Annotated in this window: 17 protein-coding genes; 10 read left to right on the top strand and 7 right to left on the bottom strand. The window is 36.8% G+C overall.

Going from position 1 to position 19,990, the window contains the following annotated elements:
- Positions 1-20 precede the first annotated feature (20 nt).
- The 3 genes from B9T27_RS10100 (at position 21) to B9T27_RS10090 (ending at position 5,315) form a co-directional block, all read left to right on the top strand.
- Entirely contained in the window at positions 21-1,412 is a 1,392-nt protein-coding gene (locus B9T27_RS10100) for an L-cystine transporter (protein WP_086206705.1), read from the top strand.
- A 140-nt stretch (positions 1,413-1,552) separates the two neighbouring features.
- A complete protein-coding gene (locus B9T27_RS10095; RefSeq protein ID WP_086206704.1) occupies positions 1,553-2,383 on the top strand; it encodes a PhzF family phenazine biosynthesis protein in 831 nt (276 codons plus the stop codon).
- Between the two features lie 166 nt (positions 2,384-2,549).
- Positions 2,550-5,315: a M16 family metallopeptidase gene (locus B9T27_RS10090; protein WP_086206703.1), complete on the top strand. Its 2,766-nt coding sequence runs from the start codon at positions 2,550-2,552 to the stop codon at positions 5,313-5,315.
- Between the two features lie 158 nt (positions 5,316-5,473).
- Here the strand turns inward: B9T27_RS10090 and B9T27_RS10085 are convergent, their stop codons facing one another.
- Positions 5,474-5,875, bottom strand: a complete 402-nt coding sequence (locus tag B9T27_RS10085) for a DUF3144 domain-containing protein (protein ID WP_086206702.1) — start codon at positions 5,873-5,875, stop codon at positions 5,474-5,476.
- A gap of 108 nt (positions 5,876-5,983) precedes the next feature.
- On the opposite strand from B9T27_RS10085, the gene B9T27_RS10080 reads away from it, so the two are divergent.
- On the top strand, positions 5,984-6,616 hold the full coding sequence (locus tag B9T27_RS10080) for a hypothetical protein (protein WP_086206701.1): 633 nt from the start codon (positions 5,984-5,986) through the stop codon (positions 6,614-6,616).
- Positions 6,617-6,643: 27 nt separating this feature from the next.
- Here the strand turns inward: B9T27_RS10080 and B9T27_RS10075 are convergent, their stop codons facing one another.
- Together B9T27_RS10075 and B9T27_RS10070 are read right to left on the bottom strand one after the other, a co-directional pair.
- Complete coding sequence (locus B9T27_RS10075; RefSeq protein WP_086206700.1) at positions 6,644-8,101, bottom strand: CHAD domain-containing protein; 1,458 nt, start codon at positions 8,099-8,101, stop codon at positions 6,644-6,646.
- 173 nt (positions 8,102-8,274) lie between these two features.
- Positions 8,275-9,768 (bottom strand): inorganic triphosphatase, encoded by a 1,494-nt coding sequence (locus B9T27_RS10070; RefSeq protein WP_086206699.1) that lies wholly within the window; start codon positions 9,766-9,768, stop codon positions 8,275-8,277.
- Positions 9,769-10,032: 264 nt separating this feature from the next.
- Between B9T27_RS10070 and B9T27_RS10065 the strand changes: the two genes are divergently transcribed.
- The 3 genes from B9T27_RS10065 (at position 10,033) to B9T27_RS15140 (ending at position 14,960) form a co-directional block, all read left to right on the top strand.
- Positions 10,033-10,416: a DUF962 domain-containing protein gene (locus B9T27_RS10065; RefSeq protein ID WP_086206698.1), complete on the top strand. Its 384-nt coding sequence runs from the start codon at positions 10,033-10,035 to the stop codon at positions 10,414-10,416.
- A gap of 405 nt (positions 10,417-10,821) precedes the next feature.
- Positions 10,822-14,655: a phosphoribosylformylglycinamidine synthase gene (purL, locus tag B9T27_RS10060; protein ID WP_086206697.1), complete on the top strand. Its 3,834-nt coding sequence runs from the start codon at positions 10,822-10,824 to the stop codon at positions 14,653-14,655.
- Positions 14,656-14,831: 176 nt separating this feature from the next.
- Positions 14,832-14,960: a KGW motif small protein gene (locus B9T27_RS15140; RefSeq protein WP_265733422.1), complete on the top strand. Its 129-nt coding sequence runs from the start codon at positions 14,832-14,834 to the stop codon at positions 14,958-14,960.
- A 30-nt stretch (positions 14,961-14,990) separates the two neighbouring features.
- Here the strand turns inward: B9T27_RS15140 and B9T27_RS10055 are convergent, their stop codons facing one another.
- Positions 14,991-15,584, bottom strand: a complete 594-nt coding sequence (locus tag B9T27_RS10055) for a hypothetical protein (RefSeq protein WP_086206696.1) — start codon at positions 15,582-15,584, stop codon at positions 14,991-14,993.
- A gap of 74 nt (positions 15,585-15,658) precedes the next feature.
- Between B9T27_RS10055 and B9T27_RS10050 the strand changes: the two genes are divergently transcribed.
- Positions 15,659-15,973, top strand: coding sequence for an NGG1p interacting factor NIF3 (locus tag B9T27_RS10050; protein ID WP_086206695.1), 315 nt, complete (start codon positions 15,659-15,661; stop codon positions 15,971-15,973).
- A 16-nt stretch (positions 15,974-15,989) separates the two neighbouring features.
- Here B9T27_RS10050 and B9T27_RS10045 read toward each other — a convergent pair whose 3' ends face one another.
- Together B9T27_RS10045 and B9T27_RS10040 are read right to left on the bottom strand one after the other, a co-directional pair.
- Positions 15,990-16,751, bottom strand: a complete 762-nt coding sequence (locus B9T27_RS10045; RefSeq protein ID WP_086206694.1) for a nitroreductase family protein — start codon at positions 16,749-16,751, stop codon at positions 15,990-15,992.
- Between the two features lie 107 nt (positions 16,752-16,858).
- Positions 16,859-17,659 carry an enoyl-CoA hydratase-related protein gene (locus B9T27_RS10040; protein WP_086206693.1) on the bottom strand — a complete coding sequence of 267 codons (801 nt, stop codon included), beginning with the start codon at positions 17,657-17,659 and terminating at the stop codon, positions 16,859-16,861.
- A 99-nt stretch (positions 17,660-17,758) separates the two neighbouring features.
- Between B9T27_RS10040 and B9T27_RS10035 the strand changes: the two genes are divergently transcribed.
- A complete protein-coding gene (locus tag B9T27_RS10035) occupies positions 17,759-18,325 on the top strand; it encodes a nicotinate-nicotinamide nucleotide adenylyltransferase (protein ID WP_086206872.1) in 567 nt (188 codons plus the stop codon).
- On the opposite strand, the gene B9T27_RS10030 is transcribed toward B9T27_RS10035, so the two are convergent.
- Positions 18,322-19,212, bottom strand: coding sequence for a LysR family transcriptional regulator ArgP (locus B9T27_RS10030; protein WP_086206692.1), 891 nt, complete (start codon positions 19,210-19,212; stop codon positions 18,322-18,324). The two genes, B9T27_RS10035 and B9T27_RS10030, sit on opposite strands and share 4 nt — an antisense overlap.
- Before the next feature lie 138 nt (positions 19,213-19,350).
- Between B9T27_RS10030 and B9T27_RS10025 the strand changes: the two genes are divergently transcribed.
- Positions 19,351-19,950, top strand: coding sequence for a LysE/ArgO family amino acid transporter (locus B9T27_RS10025; RefSeq protein ID WP_086206691.1), 600 nt, complete (start codon positions 19,351-19,353; stop codon positions 19,948-19,950).
- The last annotated feature ends 40 nt before the right edge of the window (positions 19,951-19,990 follow it).

Here is a 19,990-nt window from a genome sequence, read left to right as displayed (position 1 = left end):
ACTGAACTTATGGAATACCAATGAACTACCCATTAATCCTGAATATCGTGATATTCATAGCCTTAATCGTATTGCTCATGCAAACGCGTAAGACAGATTGGAGTCTTGCGAAAAAAGTATTTGCTGGTTTGAGTTTAGGCGTGATTTTTGGTTTGGGCTTACATCTGATTTATGGATCAAATACCGCAGTTTTAGATGAGTCGATTCAATGGTTTAATGTGGTTGGGAATGGTTATGTGAAACTTTTACAAATGGTGGTGATGCCATTGGTTTTTGTTTCAATTTTAAGTGCCGTGATTAAACTCCATAATGCTTCATCTTTAGGCAAAATTAGTTTTTTTAGTATTGGGACGTTACTCATTACCACTTTTATTGCCGCTTTGGTCGGGGTGTTTGTTACCAATTTATTTGGATTAACTGCCGCAGGTTTAGTTCAAGGAACACAAGAAACTGCACGTTTAGATGCAATTCAAACGGATTATATGGGGAAAGTCACTGATTTAAGTGTACCTGATTTGGTTTTATCATTTATTCCAAGTAATCCATTTGCTGAACTGACTGGGGCGCATCCAACCTCTATTATTAGTGTGGTGATATTTGCAACTTTCTTGGGTATTGCGGGCATTAACTTAATTAAAGACAATGCTGAGAAAGGACATCGAATCGTTGCAGCAGTAGATACCTTACAAGCATGGGTGATGAAACTGGTTCGTTTGGTAATGACACTTACACCTTATGGTGTATTTGCCTTAATTACGAAAGTCGTTGCGAGTTCAAAAGCTGCAGATATTGCGAATTTAGGCGGCTTCCTAATTGCGTCCTACCTGGGTATAGCGATTATGTTTGTTGTACATGCCTTGGTATTGATGTTAACAGGTGTGAATCCAATTCGCTTCTTTAAAAAGGTACTACCGGTACTGGCTTTTGCATTTACCAGCCGCTCTAGTGCCGCAAGCATTCCATTGAGTATCGAAGCACAGACTCGTCGCTTAGGGATTCCGGAATCGATTGCTAGTTTTTCAGCTTCATTTGGGACGACCATTGGGCAAAATGGTTGTGCTGGTTTATATCCCGCTATGTTGGCGGTAATGGTTGCGCCTACAGTGGGTATTAATCCACTAGATCCAATCTGGATATTAACATTGGTGTGTGTGGTCACGTTGAGTTCAATTGGTGTCGCAGGTGTAGGTGGTGGTGCAACTTTTGCTGCATTGATTGTACTTCCGATAATGGGCTTACCAGTGACTTTAGTCGCTTTGCTAATTTCAATTGAACCATTAATTGATATGGGGCGTACGGCTTTAAATGTGGATGGCTCAATGGCTGCGGGTATGGTCACGAGTCAGTTGATGGGGCAAACAGACCAAGCGATTATGCAATCGGATGATTTTGAAGACTTAAAGCATAGCTAAGTATTAATACAATACTATCCTCAAAGGCATTTTCTTCGGAGATGCCTTTTTTATGAGCTGTACCTATTTTTTTAAATTGATTGTATCTGTATTCATTTTGATGATGCGATAAAATGCTTAAAAATTAAGGAATATTCATCATGAAAATGTATCAAGTTGATGCTTTCACTCAAGTATTATTTAAAGGTAATCCAGCTGCAGTATTGGTTTTGGATGAGTGGCTCAATGATGAGTTGATGCAAAATATTGCCTTAGAAAATAATCTTGCAGAAACAGCTTTTGTAAAACGTATTGATGCTACAAATTATGAAATCCGTTGGTTTACTCCATTGCTTGAAGTAGATTTTTGTGGACATGCAACTTTAGCATCAGCATTTGTTCTATTTAAAGATTATACCTCAGCAAAGAAAATTCAGTTTCATGTTAAAAATTTAGGTATCTTTATAATTCAACAGGCTGAAGATGGAAAAATTCAAATGAATTTTCCAATTCGTCGGGCATCTCAAGTGTTGGAATATCCAGAACTATTAAATGAGGTCATTGATAAACCGATTAAAGCTGTTTATGTAAATCAACAAGCCTTTATTTTAATATGTGAATCCGAACAAGATGTGATCACGGCACAACCGAATCTTGTCAATATAAAAGCGATTGCTGATGCACATGGCGTGAGTACAGCGATTACGGCTGAATATAAAAATTTAGATCTTGTAATTACAGCTCATTCTGAAAATTATGACTATGTCGCGCGGTACTTTGCACCACAGAAGGGAATTAATGAAGATCCTGTGACGGGCTCTATGCATACGGGCTTAGCACCGCTCTGGGCTGAAAAATTAGGGAAACATAAGTTACTTGCATATCAGGCTTCTGCACGAGGTGGCGAGTTGTTTTGTGAAATTCAATCTACAGATCGTATTGAAATTTCAGGTTATGCACAGTTATATATGCAAGCAGAAATTAAGCTTTGATGCTTTAATTTAGATTGTCACTTAAATCCTCTTTATTGTGAAATGATAAAAAAGCCGTTGCAATAAACGGCTTTTTTTCAAAACTCTACTATTTAATTATATACAGTTTTCATAAGATGAACCGTTTGTAAAATTTAAAATTTCTTAGAAGATTCTGGAAAACTCTATGTTGATGCGGTTGAAAAAGCTTACGCTTTCGGTGTGCTTAATAGGTATTAGTGCTTCATCAATGGCGCACACTATTTTGGTGAAATCTGAACAGAATATTGAAGAATATAGATTGGAGAATGGTTTTAGAATATTACTTGCTCCGAATGATAAAGAGAGCAAAGTTTTTGTGAATACAGTCTATTTAACTGGTTCATTGAACGATCCACAAGGAAAGGGTGGATTGGCACATTTACTCGAGCATTTGGCTTTTAAAGGCACACAGAATGTAAAAGGTGATGAGTTTCAGCGTCGTTTAGATCAATATACACTAATGACTAATGCTAGTACCGATTATTATTCGACTAAATATACTAATATTGTTCGACCTGAAAAGAATGCTTTGAATGAAGTGATTTATCTTGAAGCAGAGCGTATGGATAAATTAGTACTACAAGAAAAATTTGTTCCTTCTGAAATTAATATTGTGATGCGTGAACGTGAAGTTCGTATGGATCAACCGTTTGCGGTATTGATGGATCAGATGTGGAAATCGGCTTATGGTAATCAATATTTAGGGCGGTTACCGATTGGAGATTTATCTGAATTACAATCGATTAAAATGGATGAGTTAAATCGATTTTACCGTGCATGGTATGCACCCAATAATGCAGTGATGGTAGTTTCAGGTAAATTTGATAAAGCTGATGTTCTCAAACAAATTGATAAAAATTTCAGCCCGATTGCTGCACGTCAGATTCCAACACAGACACAAGTTCCATTGCTCGATTCTGCCAAAATTAAAGACCGTAATTTTATGGTAAAAAAAGGCAGTGATTTAGCTAAATTTAATATCTATATGAATGGAAAAAATCCACAAATTCGACCTGCTTTAGCACTTGCTCCTTATCTTTATACCATGCAACCAAGTGGGCATTTGTATCAAGACATGGTTGAAACAGGTATTGCGAATTATGTCCAATCAACGACATGGTTTGATCAAGATTTTAATATCGTATTCCTTGGGGCTATTTATGCTCCGAATCATGATGCAAAAAAAATTGAAACTGCACTGATTGCTAATACCGAAAAAGATCAAAATTTCGATGCAACTGAACTTAAACGCGTTAAAAATTTAGTTAAAAATGGTCAGGAAACATTATTAGCAAATGCTGTTTCTGTCGGCTCGATGTTAAGTGATTATGTGGTGTCTTCGCATGGTGATTGGTCGCAGTATTTTAAAGACCAACAAGCGATTCAAAATTTAAGCGTTGCACAAACCAATTCTACTTTAAATGCCTTTTTAATCCCACAGCATCGTATTTCAGGGGATATTCAACCGACACCAGAAGATCAGAAAAAAGCGTTAGTACAGAAAAATTCAGATAAATCAAAAATTTTGGATCAGCAAATACCGAAATCTGAACCTTTAAAGGATGCCAGCGTTTATAAAATAGAGGTTGCTGAATATCTGAAAAAATCAGAACAATATATTGCTAAGACAGAAAAGAAAATACAACGAGGGAAACTTAAAAATGGCATGCAATATGCCTTGTTCCCAACATCAACTCGTGATGATAAAACCTATGTCACCATTAATATTGACTTTGGAACAGCGGAATCATTATTTAATCAAGCTGAGATTTTAGATTTTACGGCTTATTTGTTATTACGTGCATCTGATCAATATAGTTTGCAAGACATTGCAGATAAATCGATTGAGTCAGGTGGTATGGCAATAGCATCAGCCGCTGGCAATGGTATGAGTATTCAAATTTCGGCAAAAAAAGAAAAATTTGATGAATTCTTTAAATATATTTTAGCGGTGATGAAAAACCCTAAATTTGAACAGTCACAGTTTGATTTAATTAAGTTGCAAAGTCTTGCTAGTTTGGATCGTCCTTATACTGAACCAGAAACAGTTGCGGCTTTGACCATTGCACGACTTATCGAAATTTATTCGCCTGGTGATTTGCGTTATCACTTTGAGCCTGAATTGGCGAAGAAGCAAATTCAAGCGGCAACGAATACACAAGTTAAAGATTTATATAAAAAATTCTTTGCAATGAATCATGCACAAATTGCCATTACTGGTCAGTATGATGCTAAGGCTATGCAAAAATTATTAAATGCTGAGTTTGCTCAGTGGAGCGGTCAGGAAAAATTCCAACGATTATCTTCAGAGTATGAACAGTATAAAGCCCAAAAAGTACATGCTTTATCTGAACAGCGAGAATTTGGAAGTTACCAAAGTATACTGACCATTCCTGTTGGTGCTTATCATGCAGATGCACCCGCTTTAATTGTACTTGATAATATACTGGGAAATTCACAGCTGTCTTCGCGTTTAGGTCAAGAACTACGTGAAAAAAATGCTTTAGTGTATGGATTTGGCAGCCAAGTACAGTTAGATGATTGGAGTGAATCTGGTGCGATTAGTATTGAAGCAAATTATACTGCGGGAAAATCCACTCAGGTCTCACAGGCTGTACATAAAGTCTTAATGGATTTATTGCAAAATGGTGTCACTGAGCAAGAATTGGAAGCTGCCAAAGCTGATATTATGAAAAAACGCGTCACGGCACTAGAAGATGAACGAGCTATTCATCGAATGTTGGTTCCTCAGTTAGAGCGCAATCGAGATTTTTCGACATGGAAAAAACGTAGTCAAGATTTTGCACAATTAACAAAAGCGGATGTAGATGCTGTGATTAAAAAATATATTAAGCTTGATCAATTGGTTGAAGTTATGGCAGATCAATATGGTCAATCAGTTAAGTCATAGAGTGATGTTATTCATTTGAATAATAATTTGACTGTAAAACCACACATTTATGTTTTTACAGTCGTTAGCGAGTAGACATAAATGTACGCTACGCAGTTTTTTAAACTCTTTTGATAATAAAAAAAGCCCTACGGGGCTTTTCTTATTGGTACATCAAATTAATGCTTGTGACTATCTTTTTTGTCATGCTTATGCGCATGAAAATCTTCGTTTTTGCGAAAACGTAGATAATTTTCAAACTGTTCACAATATTCGTCGTAATTATCTTCCAACATCATTTGGAATTGCTGCAAAACATAAGATGTCACTTGCTGCTTAGCTTCACGCATTTCTTCAGCTGTTTGAAAGGTATTTGCTGCAACCCAAGTATTGAAGCGAGCTGTCCCAAATAACATTGCAGCACTCACTTGCCCACGTAACTCGGCAGGATCTGTTTTTTTACCTTTGGGTGGGCGACAAAAATCATTTGCTTGTTTAATAAATTCATCGGCACGCTCAAAAAAAACAGCATTTAAAGCTTCTTCTTCGGTGACATCAGTTGCATCAATTTTTTGAGACATGACATTTTCCACTAATAAAATACCCCTACATTATAGGCAAAGCCTTGCAGAAACTGAACCATTGTCTTAATCTAAAATAGCCTAAGTACAATTAAATATGGAAATAGCATGCAAGATGCAATTGCAGTTCAAAGTTTAAAAAGTGATATTGCTTTGCTTCGTCAAAATATTTGGCCCGCTGTAGATTTACAGAATGTCGAAGGCTTACCTATTTATTATGGTTCGACACAACAAGTTGCTGAATATCATCAACAGTGGAGTAGTTTAATTGAGCGGGCACAAGAGTTATTCCAACCCTTTATGCAAGATGAGGCTTTAGATGCCATTCATTTACCGAGTCATCTAAATTTACCGCTATTTTTCTTTCATGTTGATCGTATTCGTATTAATAAAACCCGTGCCAAAGAATCTAAAACCTTCCGTGGAATTGCAAGTTTACTGGATAAGTGCGGTCAGTTTGAGCCAGATCAGATTGCAAAAATGGCAGTATGGTTAGAGAGTGATGATACGGCTGCATTAGTTGCCCACCGTGAGTTTATTGATTTGCGGACTTATGTTTTTCAGCATGGACAAAGCGAATATACTCGAACTCGGTTCTATGTAAATGGCATTGTTTTAAGTACCGAGCAGCATTTTGAACTGATTGATGCGCGTGATAAGCCACGTAAACAACGTAATGATAGTTATAGTGATGCATTGGCGGATAACGGCACTTGGAAAGTGTATGGAAAGAATCGCTAAAATTGCGTAATTTTGAGTGTGAGAGCGTTAATGCTGAATCCAAAAGGGGGGTGCTTTTGTAAAAGCTTGTAGATCATGTGCAGATTGTTGCAAGAGTTGCTGCTGATTTGCTGCAAGCCATCCCAATGCAAACCAAATTTTGGGATCAGAATGAACACGATTTTTTAAAATTGATTCTGCAACAATCAAATCATTATATTGCCCAAGCACGTCTTGTGTAGGCTTTAAAATTTTGAGATAGCATTTAACCTCGGTACTTTTATACAATGAGGCAATGAAATCAATACCATAGTACAGGCGTTTAAGGCGTTTTCGCGTACGATGCCGTGCATCGATATCGGACTCTAAAAATTTTTGTGCATCTATTTGAATGTGTCGATGCAGTTGATTTAACTTTTTAATACATGCTTTTTGAATATTTTTTTGTGATGTCTTTATAGTCGGCTGATGTATAAATTGGAATAAAGAGAGAATCAGGTTGCTAAAGTCCAATGACTGAAAACTTTGATCCAGAGCCACTGGATTTTCCAATCTAGATTGCGGTTGCTTAAATTCAGGTGCACCTGCCGCTAAAATTTTTGGCAATATTTGTTCTGAAAGAATATCCAAATCACGTGTAGCACCTAATTGTCTAAAAAAAATAGCCAATTGTTTTACCCAAGAGGGATCGATGTGTTCAGACCAAGCACTGAAAATACTGAATGCACTGCGTAAACGTCGGATAGCGACACGAGCTTGGTGCACATGTTGACTATTAAAGTGCCCTGATGCAATTGCTGTACTATTGGGTAAAAGATGGTCTAAACAATTCTGGATAATCTTCTTGAAAGTAACTGCTTTTGAATCGTTTTGATTTAATATTAATGGAGACTGCTTTTGTATTGGATATTCAGTTACACCTTGCGCGAGTAAGTATCCTTGTTGTGTTTTGCACTGTGCATCTACGCATAAATGATAACGTTTGATCCGTGGCAAAATGAAAGAAATGAAGTCTTGAACCGTACCTTGTTGGAGCTTAAATTTTATTTCAAAAATTGCTTTAAATTGAGATTTATATAAAATTTTGCCCCAATCTAAGCAGACTTGAATTTTACTATTTTGAAAGTTAAAGATGCTGACCCATCGTTGTGTCTGTATCTCAAATTGAAGTTTTAAGTCATTTTGCAGTGAATTAAGTAATTTTTTTATATTTTTATCTATATGTTTATCGTGTTTATAAACTTGCATATTTAACGTTGGATTATCTTGTTGCTCCGAATGGGTATTGAACTCGGAATGTTTATTCTGATTTTGTAGGCTTTGCAGCCAATTTTGATTTTGAAGCCGTTGTTTTAAAACAATGGCGCGCTGAAATAATTTAAAATCATCGCTATCATAATGTTTTGTGTGTAGCAGTATTTTTTGAGCATTTTTTCTTTGTAATGCTGTAGTCAGTAATTCGATTTGATCTTCAGGAATTTGAAATTTTAATTCTATTTTTGACATCGTGACATGTCCTAATTTTTTTATAGCTCGACTTCTATTGTTATTCTGTCGATATTAAATACAAGTCTTTTTTAAGAATGTTTTTGAGTTGTTTTTGTTCAGCATTTAATATGAAATCATTAGATCATTTCCAATTAATTAAAACGAAAGGAAATGATCTAATGAGATTATATTTACTTCAAAAACTTACGGCTGATTAAAAACTGTTCGGTTGCTTCTAGTAGTTTTTCTGCATAGGCTTCCTGCTTTGCTGTGAGCCAGCCTAAAGCAAACCAATCACTTGCTTCTAGATCAGTTTGCTGTAAGTAAGAAGAGGACGAGGTTAAAACTTGATATTGTTCAGAAGCTTGTTGAGCATCATTTAACGACTTACTATATTTTTGCAGATTTTTAACATCGTAAATACTGGTGAGAATAGGGAAGCTAAACTTTAATTCATTTAAGTGTGTAGCAAGCTCATCTAAACTTTCAAAATCGGTAAGATCTGCTTTAGTTAAACTATCTTGTAGCTGTTTATATTGTGTTTGTAAGGTGTTTTGCGCAAACCATTTTAAATCATGCGGTTGAGTTTTTTCTGAAGTACCTAAACTGAACATCAATAACTCTAAATAATGTTGGACATTTTGCGTCGATTTCACCAAATTGTTCAGTTTTTCTTGCGCATACAAAATATCTTTATCTAGACTTTCGGCAGTTTTGGGATTCTGTAATAAAGCACCTAAAGTACGTTGCATATGTTCAAAATGTTGTAAGTTTTCAAAATGGCTTTTAAATGCTGAAAGTTGATGTGCCCATTTATCGGTTTTGGTATCAGTCCAATCTTTAAATAAAGACAAGCTTAAATGTAAATGATGTAAAGCGGTCTGTGCTTGTTGAATATGTTCTGGCGTTGCAACTTGAGCAGATATGGCTGCAATGTTCGGTAATAGATGTTGCAGTTGGTTAGCGAGGAGTAGTCTGAGATTTTGATCCGCAGAGTCTTTTTTATTCAGTTGAATCTCTTTCGCTCGTTTTGCTGGACTCACTTTTTGATGAGTTACCAGTAAATTACCAAATTCAGCTTTACTGCGTACATCTAACCAGAGTTGATATTTTTTAACCCATTCAAAACTAAATGCCAATAGAGACTGCACGGAACCTGTTTTAAGTTCAAATTCAACTTCATGAATTTCTTGGCGCGCTGAATCTGTACGAACCTCCCCAATATCGAGACTAATTTCAATTTCAGCATCTTCAAATTGTATTACACGACAGATACGTTGGATGTCAGTTTCAAATTGTTGTTGAAGAGGGTGCTGAGTTTCACCTAAAGCATTTTTGAGAATAGTTTGTGCTTCGGAATTATGCCTATAAATTTCAAGATCAAGTATGGGCGACCATATTATTATATCTTCATCTATATCACTCTCATGAGGTGTGGGAGTGAGTACATGGTTGTCTTCAAAACGATGTAAATGACTTTTACCCGCAGCTTTTAGCGTTTGAACCCATTGTGTGCCTTCTAAGCGTTGACGTAAAGCGACGCCGTGCTGTGCCAGTTGGCGATCTTCGGTATCATAATATTTGGCTTGTAATTGAATAATTTCAGATTTTTTCGGGTCTATGGCTTTAAGTATTGCATTACGTCGCGCTTCGGGAATCTGAAATTTTAATTCAACTTCAACCATGATTAAGTCCTAAAAATTATATGCAGCTTATAAAAAATTATAATAAATAATAACAAAGGGATAAATGTTTTCTCTATCTCAGTCTTATCTGTGAGCTTTTGTATTGTAACGCAATTCACGCGATCAACTGCACATGAGCGATATGGAATTTGCTTGAACTTTGTTAACTTTCTAAGATGAGTATTATTAAATTGGCTTTTATTTAGCCGAAAACTGCATTATTGTGATCTTAATAAGTAATACAAACGAATCAGGAAGATCAAGATGAATGCACAAGTCGAACCAAAACAAGCTTTAGTTCCAGAGCGACAATTTCAGCTGCCTATTAAAAATTATTCAGAATTTTACCGTTTTTACCTCACCGAACATCGCAATATTATGAGCCGACGTTTGCATGCGGTTGGAAGTAGTGTTGGCATTTATTTTTTTAGCAAAGCTATTCGCCAGCGTCAGCCTAAGTATTTTATTTATGGATTAGTTTCAGGCTACGCTTGCGCATGGGTTGGACATTTTGTATTTGAAAAGAATAAGCCAGCAAGCTTTAAACAGCCTTTATATAGTTTTATTTCAGATTGGCGAATGCTCTCCGATATTGTGCGAGGTAATCTGAGTTTAAAAGATCGTCAATTCGATAAAATTGAAAGTTAATTAAACCGTTGTTTAAAGTCATTTGCATCATAGCGAGTGAATGATTTGGTGAACAATAGAGTTAAGTGGATTAAGTTGTATTCGTACCAACATCGATATTGAAAATAGTATATTGATGTTGATACTGTATTGCTTGTTGGTGAGAATTTATACTGATAAGTGATGTTTAGATTACAGAAAATCATCGTATAGATGAGTCGATTTTTTCATTTAAATAAAATATTTGTTAAAAATTACTTAAAAAATATGATATTTGATGTAAATAAAAAGGCTTCAAGCAATAAAAGTCATTTTTTTAAAGTGGATATGACTAGCTGAAAATATGCTTTCACAGTAGAATATGCGCTCTCTTCAAGTCACTTGCGGTATGGTTGTCCTAGACCTGCCCGTGGAGCTAAAATCAGCATGTTTATCGTGGCCGGTGCATCAGCACATTCTACCTTTAAGAAAACTCAACTATTATCACGTTTATCGTCAATTAGTTCGGTTCAATCTTGCGATAGCCAATGGGTTTATCTGTTTGACCAAGCGCTCAACGAGCAACAACAGCAATCAGCATTACAGCTTTTAAATGATGGTGAATCGTTTGAATTACGCCAAGTAGCAAGTGATGAAGTCCAGATTTTAGTGACACCACGTTTGGGAACTATTTCTCCGTGGTCATCAAAAGCGACTGATATTTTTGCCAACTGTAATACGCCGATACACCGCCTAGAACGCGGTGTTTTGTTTACTTTAAAAGGTGTTTCTGAAATCACCCATGAAGTAAAACAAGTCTTACATGATCGTATGACAGAAAGCGTTTTCAATCATATTGATGATGCTGCGGCATTGTTTTTAGAAACAGCACCCAAGCCTTTGAACTCAATTGATATTTTAGGTCAAGGTAAAGAGGCTTTAGTTAAGGCCAATAATGAATTCGGTTTTGCGTTATCAATGGAAGAAATTGATTACCTGACTGAAGCTTTTATAAAAATGGGTCGTAACCCAAATGACATCGAGTTGATGATGTTTGCGCAAGCAAACTCTGAGCATTGCCGTCATAAAATTTTTGGTTCAGAGTGGACCATTGATGGTAAAAAACAACCTTTATCATTGTTCCAAATGATTAAAAATACCTATAAAGAATCACCAACAGATGTATTGTCTGCTTATAAAGACAATGCTTCAGTCATTGTAGGTTTTGATACACAACGTTTTTATCCAAAAGCAGATGAAAATGGTCGTCACGTTTATAAATATAAGAGTCAAGCTGCTCATATCTTAATGAAAGTGGAAACACATAACCATCCAACCGCAATTGCACCATTTGCTGGTGCTGCTACGGGTTCCGGTGGTGAAATTCGTGATGAGGGTGCAACAGGTCGTGGTGGTAAACCTAAAGCAGGTTTAACGGCTTTTACCGTTTCAAACTTAAATATTCCTGGTTTTGAACAACCTTGGGAAGATAATTACGGTAAACCATCGCGTATGGCATCTCCACTTCAGATCATGATTGATGGTCCTTTAGGTGGTGCTGCATTTAATAACGAATTTGGTCGCCCTGCTTTAAATGGTTACTTCCGTACATTCGAACAAAACGTAAATGGTGATGTAAAAGGTTTCCATAAACCAATTATGATTGCTGGCGGTTACGGTAATATTCGTCCTGATCATGTCGAAAAAGATGCGATTCAACCAGGTGATTTACTCATTGTTTTGGGTGGCCCTGCAATGCTCATCGGTTTAGGCGGTGGGGCTGCATCTTCTGTAGACAGTGGCAAACTCGGTGAAAACCTCGATTTTGCTTCGGTACAACGTGAAAATCCAGAAATGGAACGCCGCTGCCAAGAAGTGATTGATACCTGCTGGCGTATGGAAGACTTTAACCCAATCGTGTCTGTACATGACGTGGGTGCGGGTGGTGTTTCCAATGCTATGCCTGAGCTGGTAAATGACCATGAACTCGGTGCAGTACTTGATCTTCGTAAGATTCCGTCATTAGAGCCAGGCATGTCTCCAATGGAAATCTGGTCGAATGAAGCTCAGGAACGTTATGTATTGGCGATTCGTCCAAGTTCTTTAGAATTATTTGAATCAATCTGTGCACGTGAACGCTGTCCGTTTGCAGTATTGGGTGAAGCAACTGAAGCACGTCATTTAACAGTTGAAGACCCATTATTTGGCAACAAAGCTGTTGATATGCCAATGCAAGTCATGTTGGGTGGTACACCTCGCATGCAACGTTCGTACGAAACAATTGATCGTCAAGGTGATGATTTTAATGCAGCTAAAGTTGTCGATTTAAAAGAGGCGATTTACCGTGTCTTGAAAAATCCAACAGTTGCATCTAAATCGTTCTTGATTACCATTGGTGACCGTTCGATTACGGGTATGGTTGCACGTGACCAAATGGTTGGCCCTTGGCAGGTTCCTGTTGCAGATGCAGCAGTAACGACCACAAGTTTACAAGGCTTCACCGGTGAAGCGATGGCAATGGGTGAACGTCCACCTGTGGCATTGTTAAATCCTGCAGCTTCTGCACGTTTAGCAGTGGCTGAGTCAATTTCAAACATTATGTGTTCTCGTATTGACCAGATTAGTGATATTAAATTATCGGCAAACTGGATGGCAGCAGCGGGGCAACAAGGTGAAGATCAAGCTTTATTTGAAGGTGTGAAAGCCATCGGTATGGAAATGTGTCCTGCGTTGGGTATTGCGATTCCCGTCGGTAAAGATTCACTTTCTATGCGTACCACTTGGAATGATGAAGGTGAAGATAAATCTGTAACTTCACCAATGACAGGGGTAATTACTGCATTTGCACCAGTACTTGATGTTCGTCAGACAATGACGCCTGAATTAAAAAATCTTGATTCAGTCCTTGTTCGTATCGATTTATCTAAAGGGCAATTCCGTTTAGGTGGTTCGATCCTTGCACAAGTCTATAAAGCAATTGGTTCAATCACGCCAGATGTTGATAGTTTTGATGACTTCAAAGCATTCTTTGCTTTAGTGCAAGATTGGAACAACCGTGGCTTAATCAAAGCTTACCATGACATTGGTGATGGCGGTTTGTTGGCAACAATTACTGAAATGATGTTTGCTTCACGCTTGGGTGTGGCACTTGAAGATCAAACAATTGAAAGCTTATTTGCTGAAGAAATTGGTGCAGTATTACAAATCACTGTAGCTGATTGGGTTGAACTTCAAGCTGAAGTTGCAGCTTCTACATTGAAAGATGCAATCACGGTTGTGGGCACAGTGAATACAACTGATGCTTTAACTGTAAATGGTTTGAATTTAGGCCGTACTGAATTGCAACAAGCGTGGACTGAAGTGTCGTATCAAATTCAGCGCTTACGTGACAATGTAGAGACTGCAGATCAAGAATATAGTTTGATTGCTAACAAAGAACATAAAGGTTTAATCGCACAACCGACATTTGATTTAAACGAAGAAATTGAAGCGCCATATATCAATTCACGTCGCCCGAACATGGTGATTTTACGTGAACAGGGTGTAAATGGTCATGTTGAAATGGCAGCGGCATTTGATAAAGTGGGTTTCACTACAGTTGATGTTCACATGAGTGATTTACTTGCAGGTCGTATCGATTTAGACGATTTTGAAGGTCTAGTGGCTTGTGGCGGTTTCTCTTACGGTGATGTCATGGGTGCTGGTGGTGGTTGGGCAAAATCAGTTCTGTTCAATCCGAAGCTTCGTGATCAATTTGAAAAATTCTTTAACCGTGATGAAACCTTCTCTTTAGGTATTTGTAACGGTTGTCAAATGTTGTCACAACTTGCACCGCTCATTCCGGGTGCGGATGCTTGGCCACGTTTCCACCGTAATACTTCGGAAATGTTTGAAGCACGTGCAGTGAATGTACGTGTTGAAAAATCGAATTCAGTCTTGTTGCAAGACATGGAAGGTTCGATTTTACCAATCGCAGTTGCGCATGGCGAAGGCCGTGTGGTTGCACCAGAAGCGAACATTGCTGCATTGAATGCAGGTAACCAAGTGATTTTACGTTATGTCGATAGCTTTGGTAATGCAACACAACAATACCCAATGAATCCGAATGGTTCACCAGATGCAATTTCAGGTGTGACGTCTAAAGATGGTCGTGCAACGATTATGATGCCGCACCCTGAACGTAACTTCCGCGCTCTTCAACATTCTTGGAAACCTGAAGAATGGACTGAAGATGGTGCATGGTTGCGTATGTTCCGTAATGCACGTAAATTTATTGGTTAATTGAAAGATTGCTTTGAAAAAGCTCCGTAAGGGGCTTTTTTTTGGTCTATATGTTGAGAATAAATAGTTACAGTTGAAAATTTGGTTTATTTTTTGCATCAGTTAAATTAGGGATATAAGGATAAATGTTTTGCTCCAAATATATTCAATGCTAAGTCAAAGAATGAGGTGACAAAATGATAAAAACAGTTAATTATTCAAGTATTGATAAAGTGGCACTTCGCCAAAAAGGTTGGATGTTGTTTAGTATGGTTGTTGGATTACAAGTGTTATTTGTGATCTTGGGGTATATGTTGAATATTTAATAGAAAAGCCACTGTGATGCGGTTTTTTTACTAATCGTTATCTTGTGGAGGTAACCAGTCCTTATACTTTTCTTTTAAATGCTGTTTTAAATATTTATCTTGGATAATAAAATCTATACCGCCATCATATGGTGCAACAATGATATTTTTCTCAAAGGAAATAAATAAAGCCGAAGTTTTGTCATCTGCTATTTTTGTGAGTAAATCGTTATGAATATTGGGTTGCCAAATAGTTTTAACATAGAAAGGCATTATAAATAGATCTTTATCTGATGCATCGTTGTAATAATCGGGTACGGCTAAGTGTAAATTGATTGCAAGAGTTGGGATTAGATTGTATTGAAGAGACTTTTGAATATTAAATAGAGGGTGTCCATTTATATGATAAAAATGTTTAGTAGTCACTATAAAAATGGATGTATCCATTCCAAAGCAATCAGTAATGATTTGATTTTGTCTTGTTAATAACAAATTATATTCTTTTACTGACTCAGCATATCTTTTCGATTGTGGCAGGCTATGGAAACGAATGAAAGATTTTTTAAAATAATGATAAATTAAATTTCTTGCAGGCACTTTATTTGGGAAATAAAAATGCCATAGTTGTTCAAATGTTTTAGCCATTGCTAATTTTTAGTTTATTTGTAATTGATTTAGTATAAATTAGTATTAGATGAATTTTACATATATTAAATCCAATGCTTAAACTTATCTATTACGTTCCCGAATCTCACATTGAATCCACCAAATTTGCTATCTTTGAAGCAGGGGCAGGCGGTATTGGCAATTATGAACATTGTGCATGGCAAGTGTTAGGAACAGGACAATTTAAACCTGTAAAAAGTGCAAATCCATTCATTGGTGAATTAGATACATTGGAACAAATTCCTGAATGGCGTGTCGAAACCATTGTGGCGGAAGATAAAGCTTCACAAGTTGCAGAAGCTTTAAAAGCAAGCCATCCTTATGAAGAGCCTGCTTTTGAGTTTATTCAAATTATTAAAATTGAATAACTATTTTCATGCAGTTTTATACTTTCTGAATAAATAAATCACGGTCAAAACGATATTGTGGAAAGAACACGCCATCTTTAGCTCGTTCACCCGCAGCAATCACCATCACCGGATATTCTTGATTACCCAAGTTTAAGATTTTACCGACCAAAGGTTCGTCAAAACCTTCCATCATGCAACTATCAAATCCATAAGCACGTAAAGCAAGTACAAAATTTTCACATGCTAATGCGGTGGTCTTGCTTGCCCAAAGCTTTGCATCTGCTGGATTAAAAGCAGTCACAGGTAATTGTTGATTAAATTGGCGTACTACTTTAAAAGCAACTTTCTTAAAGTTACCGAGTGCGTTTAAATATCCTGTTTTATAATTATATGGAATAAAACGATAATATTTTTGTACGGTTGCAGGTGCTTCTGGGAAAGGAAACTCACTAATATTCTTTTTCGCCATTTCATCAATCCGGTCTGTACGGGCTACGCATACAATTAACTCAGATGCTGTTTTTGCAGCCAACTGACTCAAACAAGCTTTAATCAGTTGTTTTTTCTTCCCTGCTGATTGCACGACATAAAAAGTCCAAGGTTGTAAATTAGAGGAGTTGGGTGCTAATAAAGCAAGATCTAAACAAGCATCTAAAATGTCAGCAGGAATGGCTTTGTTGGTAAATTTACGCACCGAACGACGGCTTTCAAGCACTTTTTTAAAGTTATCAACATCAATATCCTGCGGAGCAGGTTCGTAATAACGTTTTTTATCAGTTTGAGTTGGATTAGTCATATTTATTACTCAGATTTTAAACATTGCTTGTTTAAGCGTACTATAAAATATAAAACCACTCAGTAATTTTCATCACTCAGTGGTTTTTTATGCATAAGCAGAATAAATTAATTGAATTGTGCAAAATCAGGTTTACGTTTTTGCATAAAGGCTGAAAGTGCTTCAGCCATTTCTGGTGATTTCACTCGTTGCATAAAAATTTCAGCTTCATGATCAATACAATCTACAATTTCCTGAAGATTATGTTTCATGAGTGCTTTCGTTTGTTTTAATGATGCCAATGGTAAAGCTGCCATCGTTTGTGCTTGTTTTAAAGCATGCGCATAAACATCAGCTTCAATGCTATTAACTAAACCTGCATTCAAAGCTTTTTCACTGTTAAATTTCTGTGCGGTTAAGAGAAGTTCCGCAGCTTTATGATAGCCAGCTTGTTGGATCAGTAACTTGCTTGCAGCACCTTCAGGAGAAAGACCTAGGCTGACAAAAGGAATCTGGAATAGGGCAGTATTATCACTATAGACTAAATCTGCATGTAACAATACCGTCACGCCAATACCAATCGCCACACCGCGGACAGCACAAATTAACGGTTTAGAAAAACGCGCTGCCGATTTTAATAACACGAATGGAGGTGCATCACCGGCTTTACCTTGTTGTGGAGTTTGAATAAAAGCCATAAAGTCTTTCATGTCATTGCCTGCAGTGAAATCTGCATCAGCACCCCGTAAAATGGTGACACGCACGTCTTTATCCTGATCAGCTTCATCTAAGGCTTGAGCAATCCATAAATAAAGTTCACCATACAATGCATTCTTTGCTTCAGCACGCTGAATAGCTAAAGTCAGTACGCCATCTTCTAATTTTGCATCTAAATGTTGATGTGGTTGTTGAATACAACTGAGTGTCATCGTACTATCCTTTCTTTAAACCGAATACTATTTATGACCTTATTATGTCGCATATTTAATTTTCTGTTGCAACTGATGAGTTCATAAAAAATGGATTTTATGAAATATAACTTCGATTATCTTATCTATATTGGTCGTTTTCAGCCTTTTCATTTGGCCCACATGCAAACGATAAAAATCGCATTAGAACAAAGCTATAAGATTATTTTGGCTTTGGGTTCAGCTCAGGATGAGCGTAATACTAAAAATCCATTTACTGCTTTAGAGCGTGAACAGATGATTTTATCTAATTTTTCGGAAAGCGATCAAAAGCGAATTCAGTTTGTTCATCTTATTGATGTCTACAATGATGTGAAATGGATCAAACTGGTGAAAAATCAGGTTGCAGCGCGGGTGGAATTGGAAGATAAAATTGGTCTCATTGGACACTTTAAGGATGAGTCTTCTTATTATCTGCAATTATTTCCTGAGTGGGAAATGTTGAAATTAGAGAGTTTAAAGGGGTCTATTTCTGCAACACCATTACGCGAGGCGTATTACCGTGGCGAAATTGTTGAGTCAGCTTTTCCGTTAGGAACCAGTGATTTTTTACATCAATTTCAAACTACAGAGATATTTAAACAATTACAGCATAAATATCAAACCCAAGATAAATCTAATCTTTAATTTAGGATATGCTGAGCTTTTTGCAGAATATTAAAAGTTAACTGTTCTAATTGAGCGGATTGGCGTTTCCAATGATGCCAATATAAGATTATTTCGGTGGACGCTTCAGGAATAATTTCGATTAAAGCTCCTGTGATTAAGTGATTTCCAATTTGGAATTCTGGCAACATCCCAAAACCTAAACTGAGTTGAATAGCTTCAACAAAAGCTGTAGATGAGGGAATGTAATGGCATGGATAAGTATTTGGCTTTAGGCCATAGTGTTTTAACAGCATATCAGTATGAATATGATCTTTATGATTAAAAATAACCGCAGGTGCAGTTTTTAAACTTGCTCTATTGATCCCTTGCTGAAACCAAGTCTGGCAAAACGCGGGTGTTGCGACCATGCGATAAATCATCTTTCCTAAAGGTTGAGCTAAACAACCTTTCATTGGTTGATTTTCTGTTGAAATACAAGCATTAACCAAACCAGTTTCAAGTAGAGTATAAGTTTGAGTCTGATCTTCAATTTTTAATTCAAGCGCGATGCATTCTTGTAATAGGGTTTCTTGTAATGCAGGTAACAGCCATGTGGCAAGAGAATCAGCATTGCTGGCGATAGTCACTTTATAGAAATCTGAAGTGGCTGTTTTTCCCATTAATTGTTGCATTAAACTTTGTTGCATTAATCGGGTGTGTTGAAGGTATTGCAGTAAGTCTTGTCCTGCATGGGTCACACGGCAGGGGCGCTCGCGAATAATTAAAATATGGCCCAATGATTTTTCTAAGCTTTGGACACGTAAAGTTACTGCTGATGCGGTGATACAGAGTTTATCGGCTGCGAGCTCAAAACTTCCCATTTCGGCTACAGCTAAAAAAGCTTCACTTTGTTTACTATGTAGCATTGTAGAGCTATCCTTGGGAAATCTATGAAAGATATTAAAGCTAAAAATAACTTAGTTATACTGATATTTCTTTAATTATACTCATCTTAGGCTGAGAGCATAGATAATTGCAGCATCAATTTTATTCGACTTGCTGTTATGTTTAATCCGTATTTACAAGGGCTTCTGGTTGGATTTAGTCTTATTCTGGCAATAGGAGCACAAAATGCTTTTGTGCTTAAGCAAGGGCTGAATCGGCAGCATGTATTTTGGGTTTGTTTGGTGTGTGCATTTTCTGATTCAGTTCTTATTTTATTAGGCGTGTTTGGATTTTCTAAAATTATTCAGAGTTACCCTGTGATTGTGAGTATTGCCCAATATTTTGGGGCAGCTTTTTTATTCATTTATGGGGCTCAGCATTTTTATCACGCTTTTACAGTACAGCAAGGACTTATTCCTCGTAATTTAGAGGAGTCCAATCTTTGGAAAATGCTTTCAATTTGTCTGGTTTTGACATGGTTAAATCCGCATGTATATTTAGATACCGTGATTTTGCTGGGTTCCATTTCAACTCAATTTATTGGCTATGAAATTTATTTTGCACTCGGTGCAATTACATCTTCTTGGATATTTTTTTATAGTTTAGGTTATGGTGCACGCTTACTTTTACCATTATTTAATCAAGCAAAATCTTGGAAAATATTAGATTTTATTATTGGTATAATTATGTGGGTAATAGCTCTGTCTTTAATGAAATAAAAAAATAGCGACTTTGTAATATACTAAAAGTCGCTATAAA

The organism is Acinetobacter sp. ANC 4648, assembly GCF_002135345.1.
Lineage (GTDB): Bacteria > Pseudomonadota > Gammaproteobacteria > Pseudomonadales > Moraxellaceae > Acinetobacter.
This window is presented reverse-complemented; position numbering and strand designations above follow the sequence as displayed.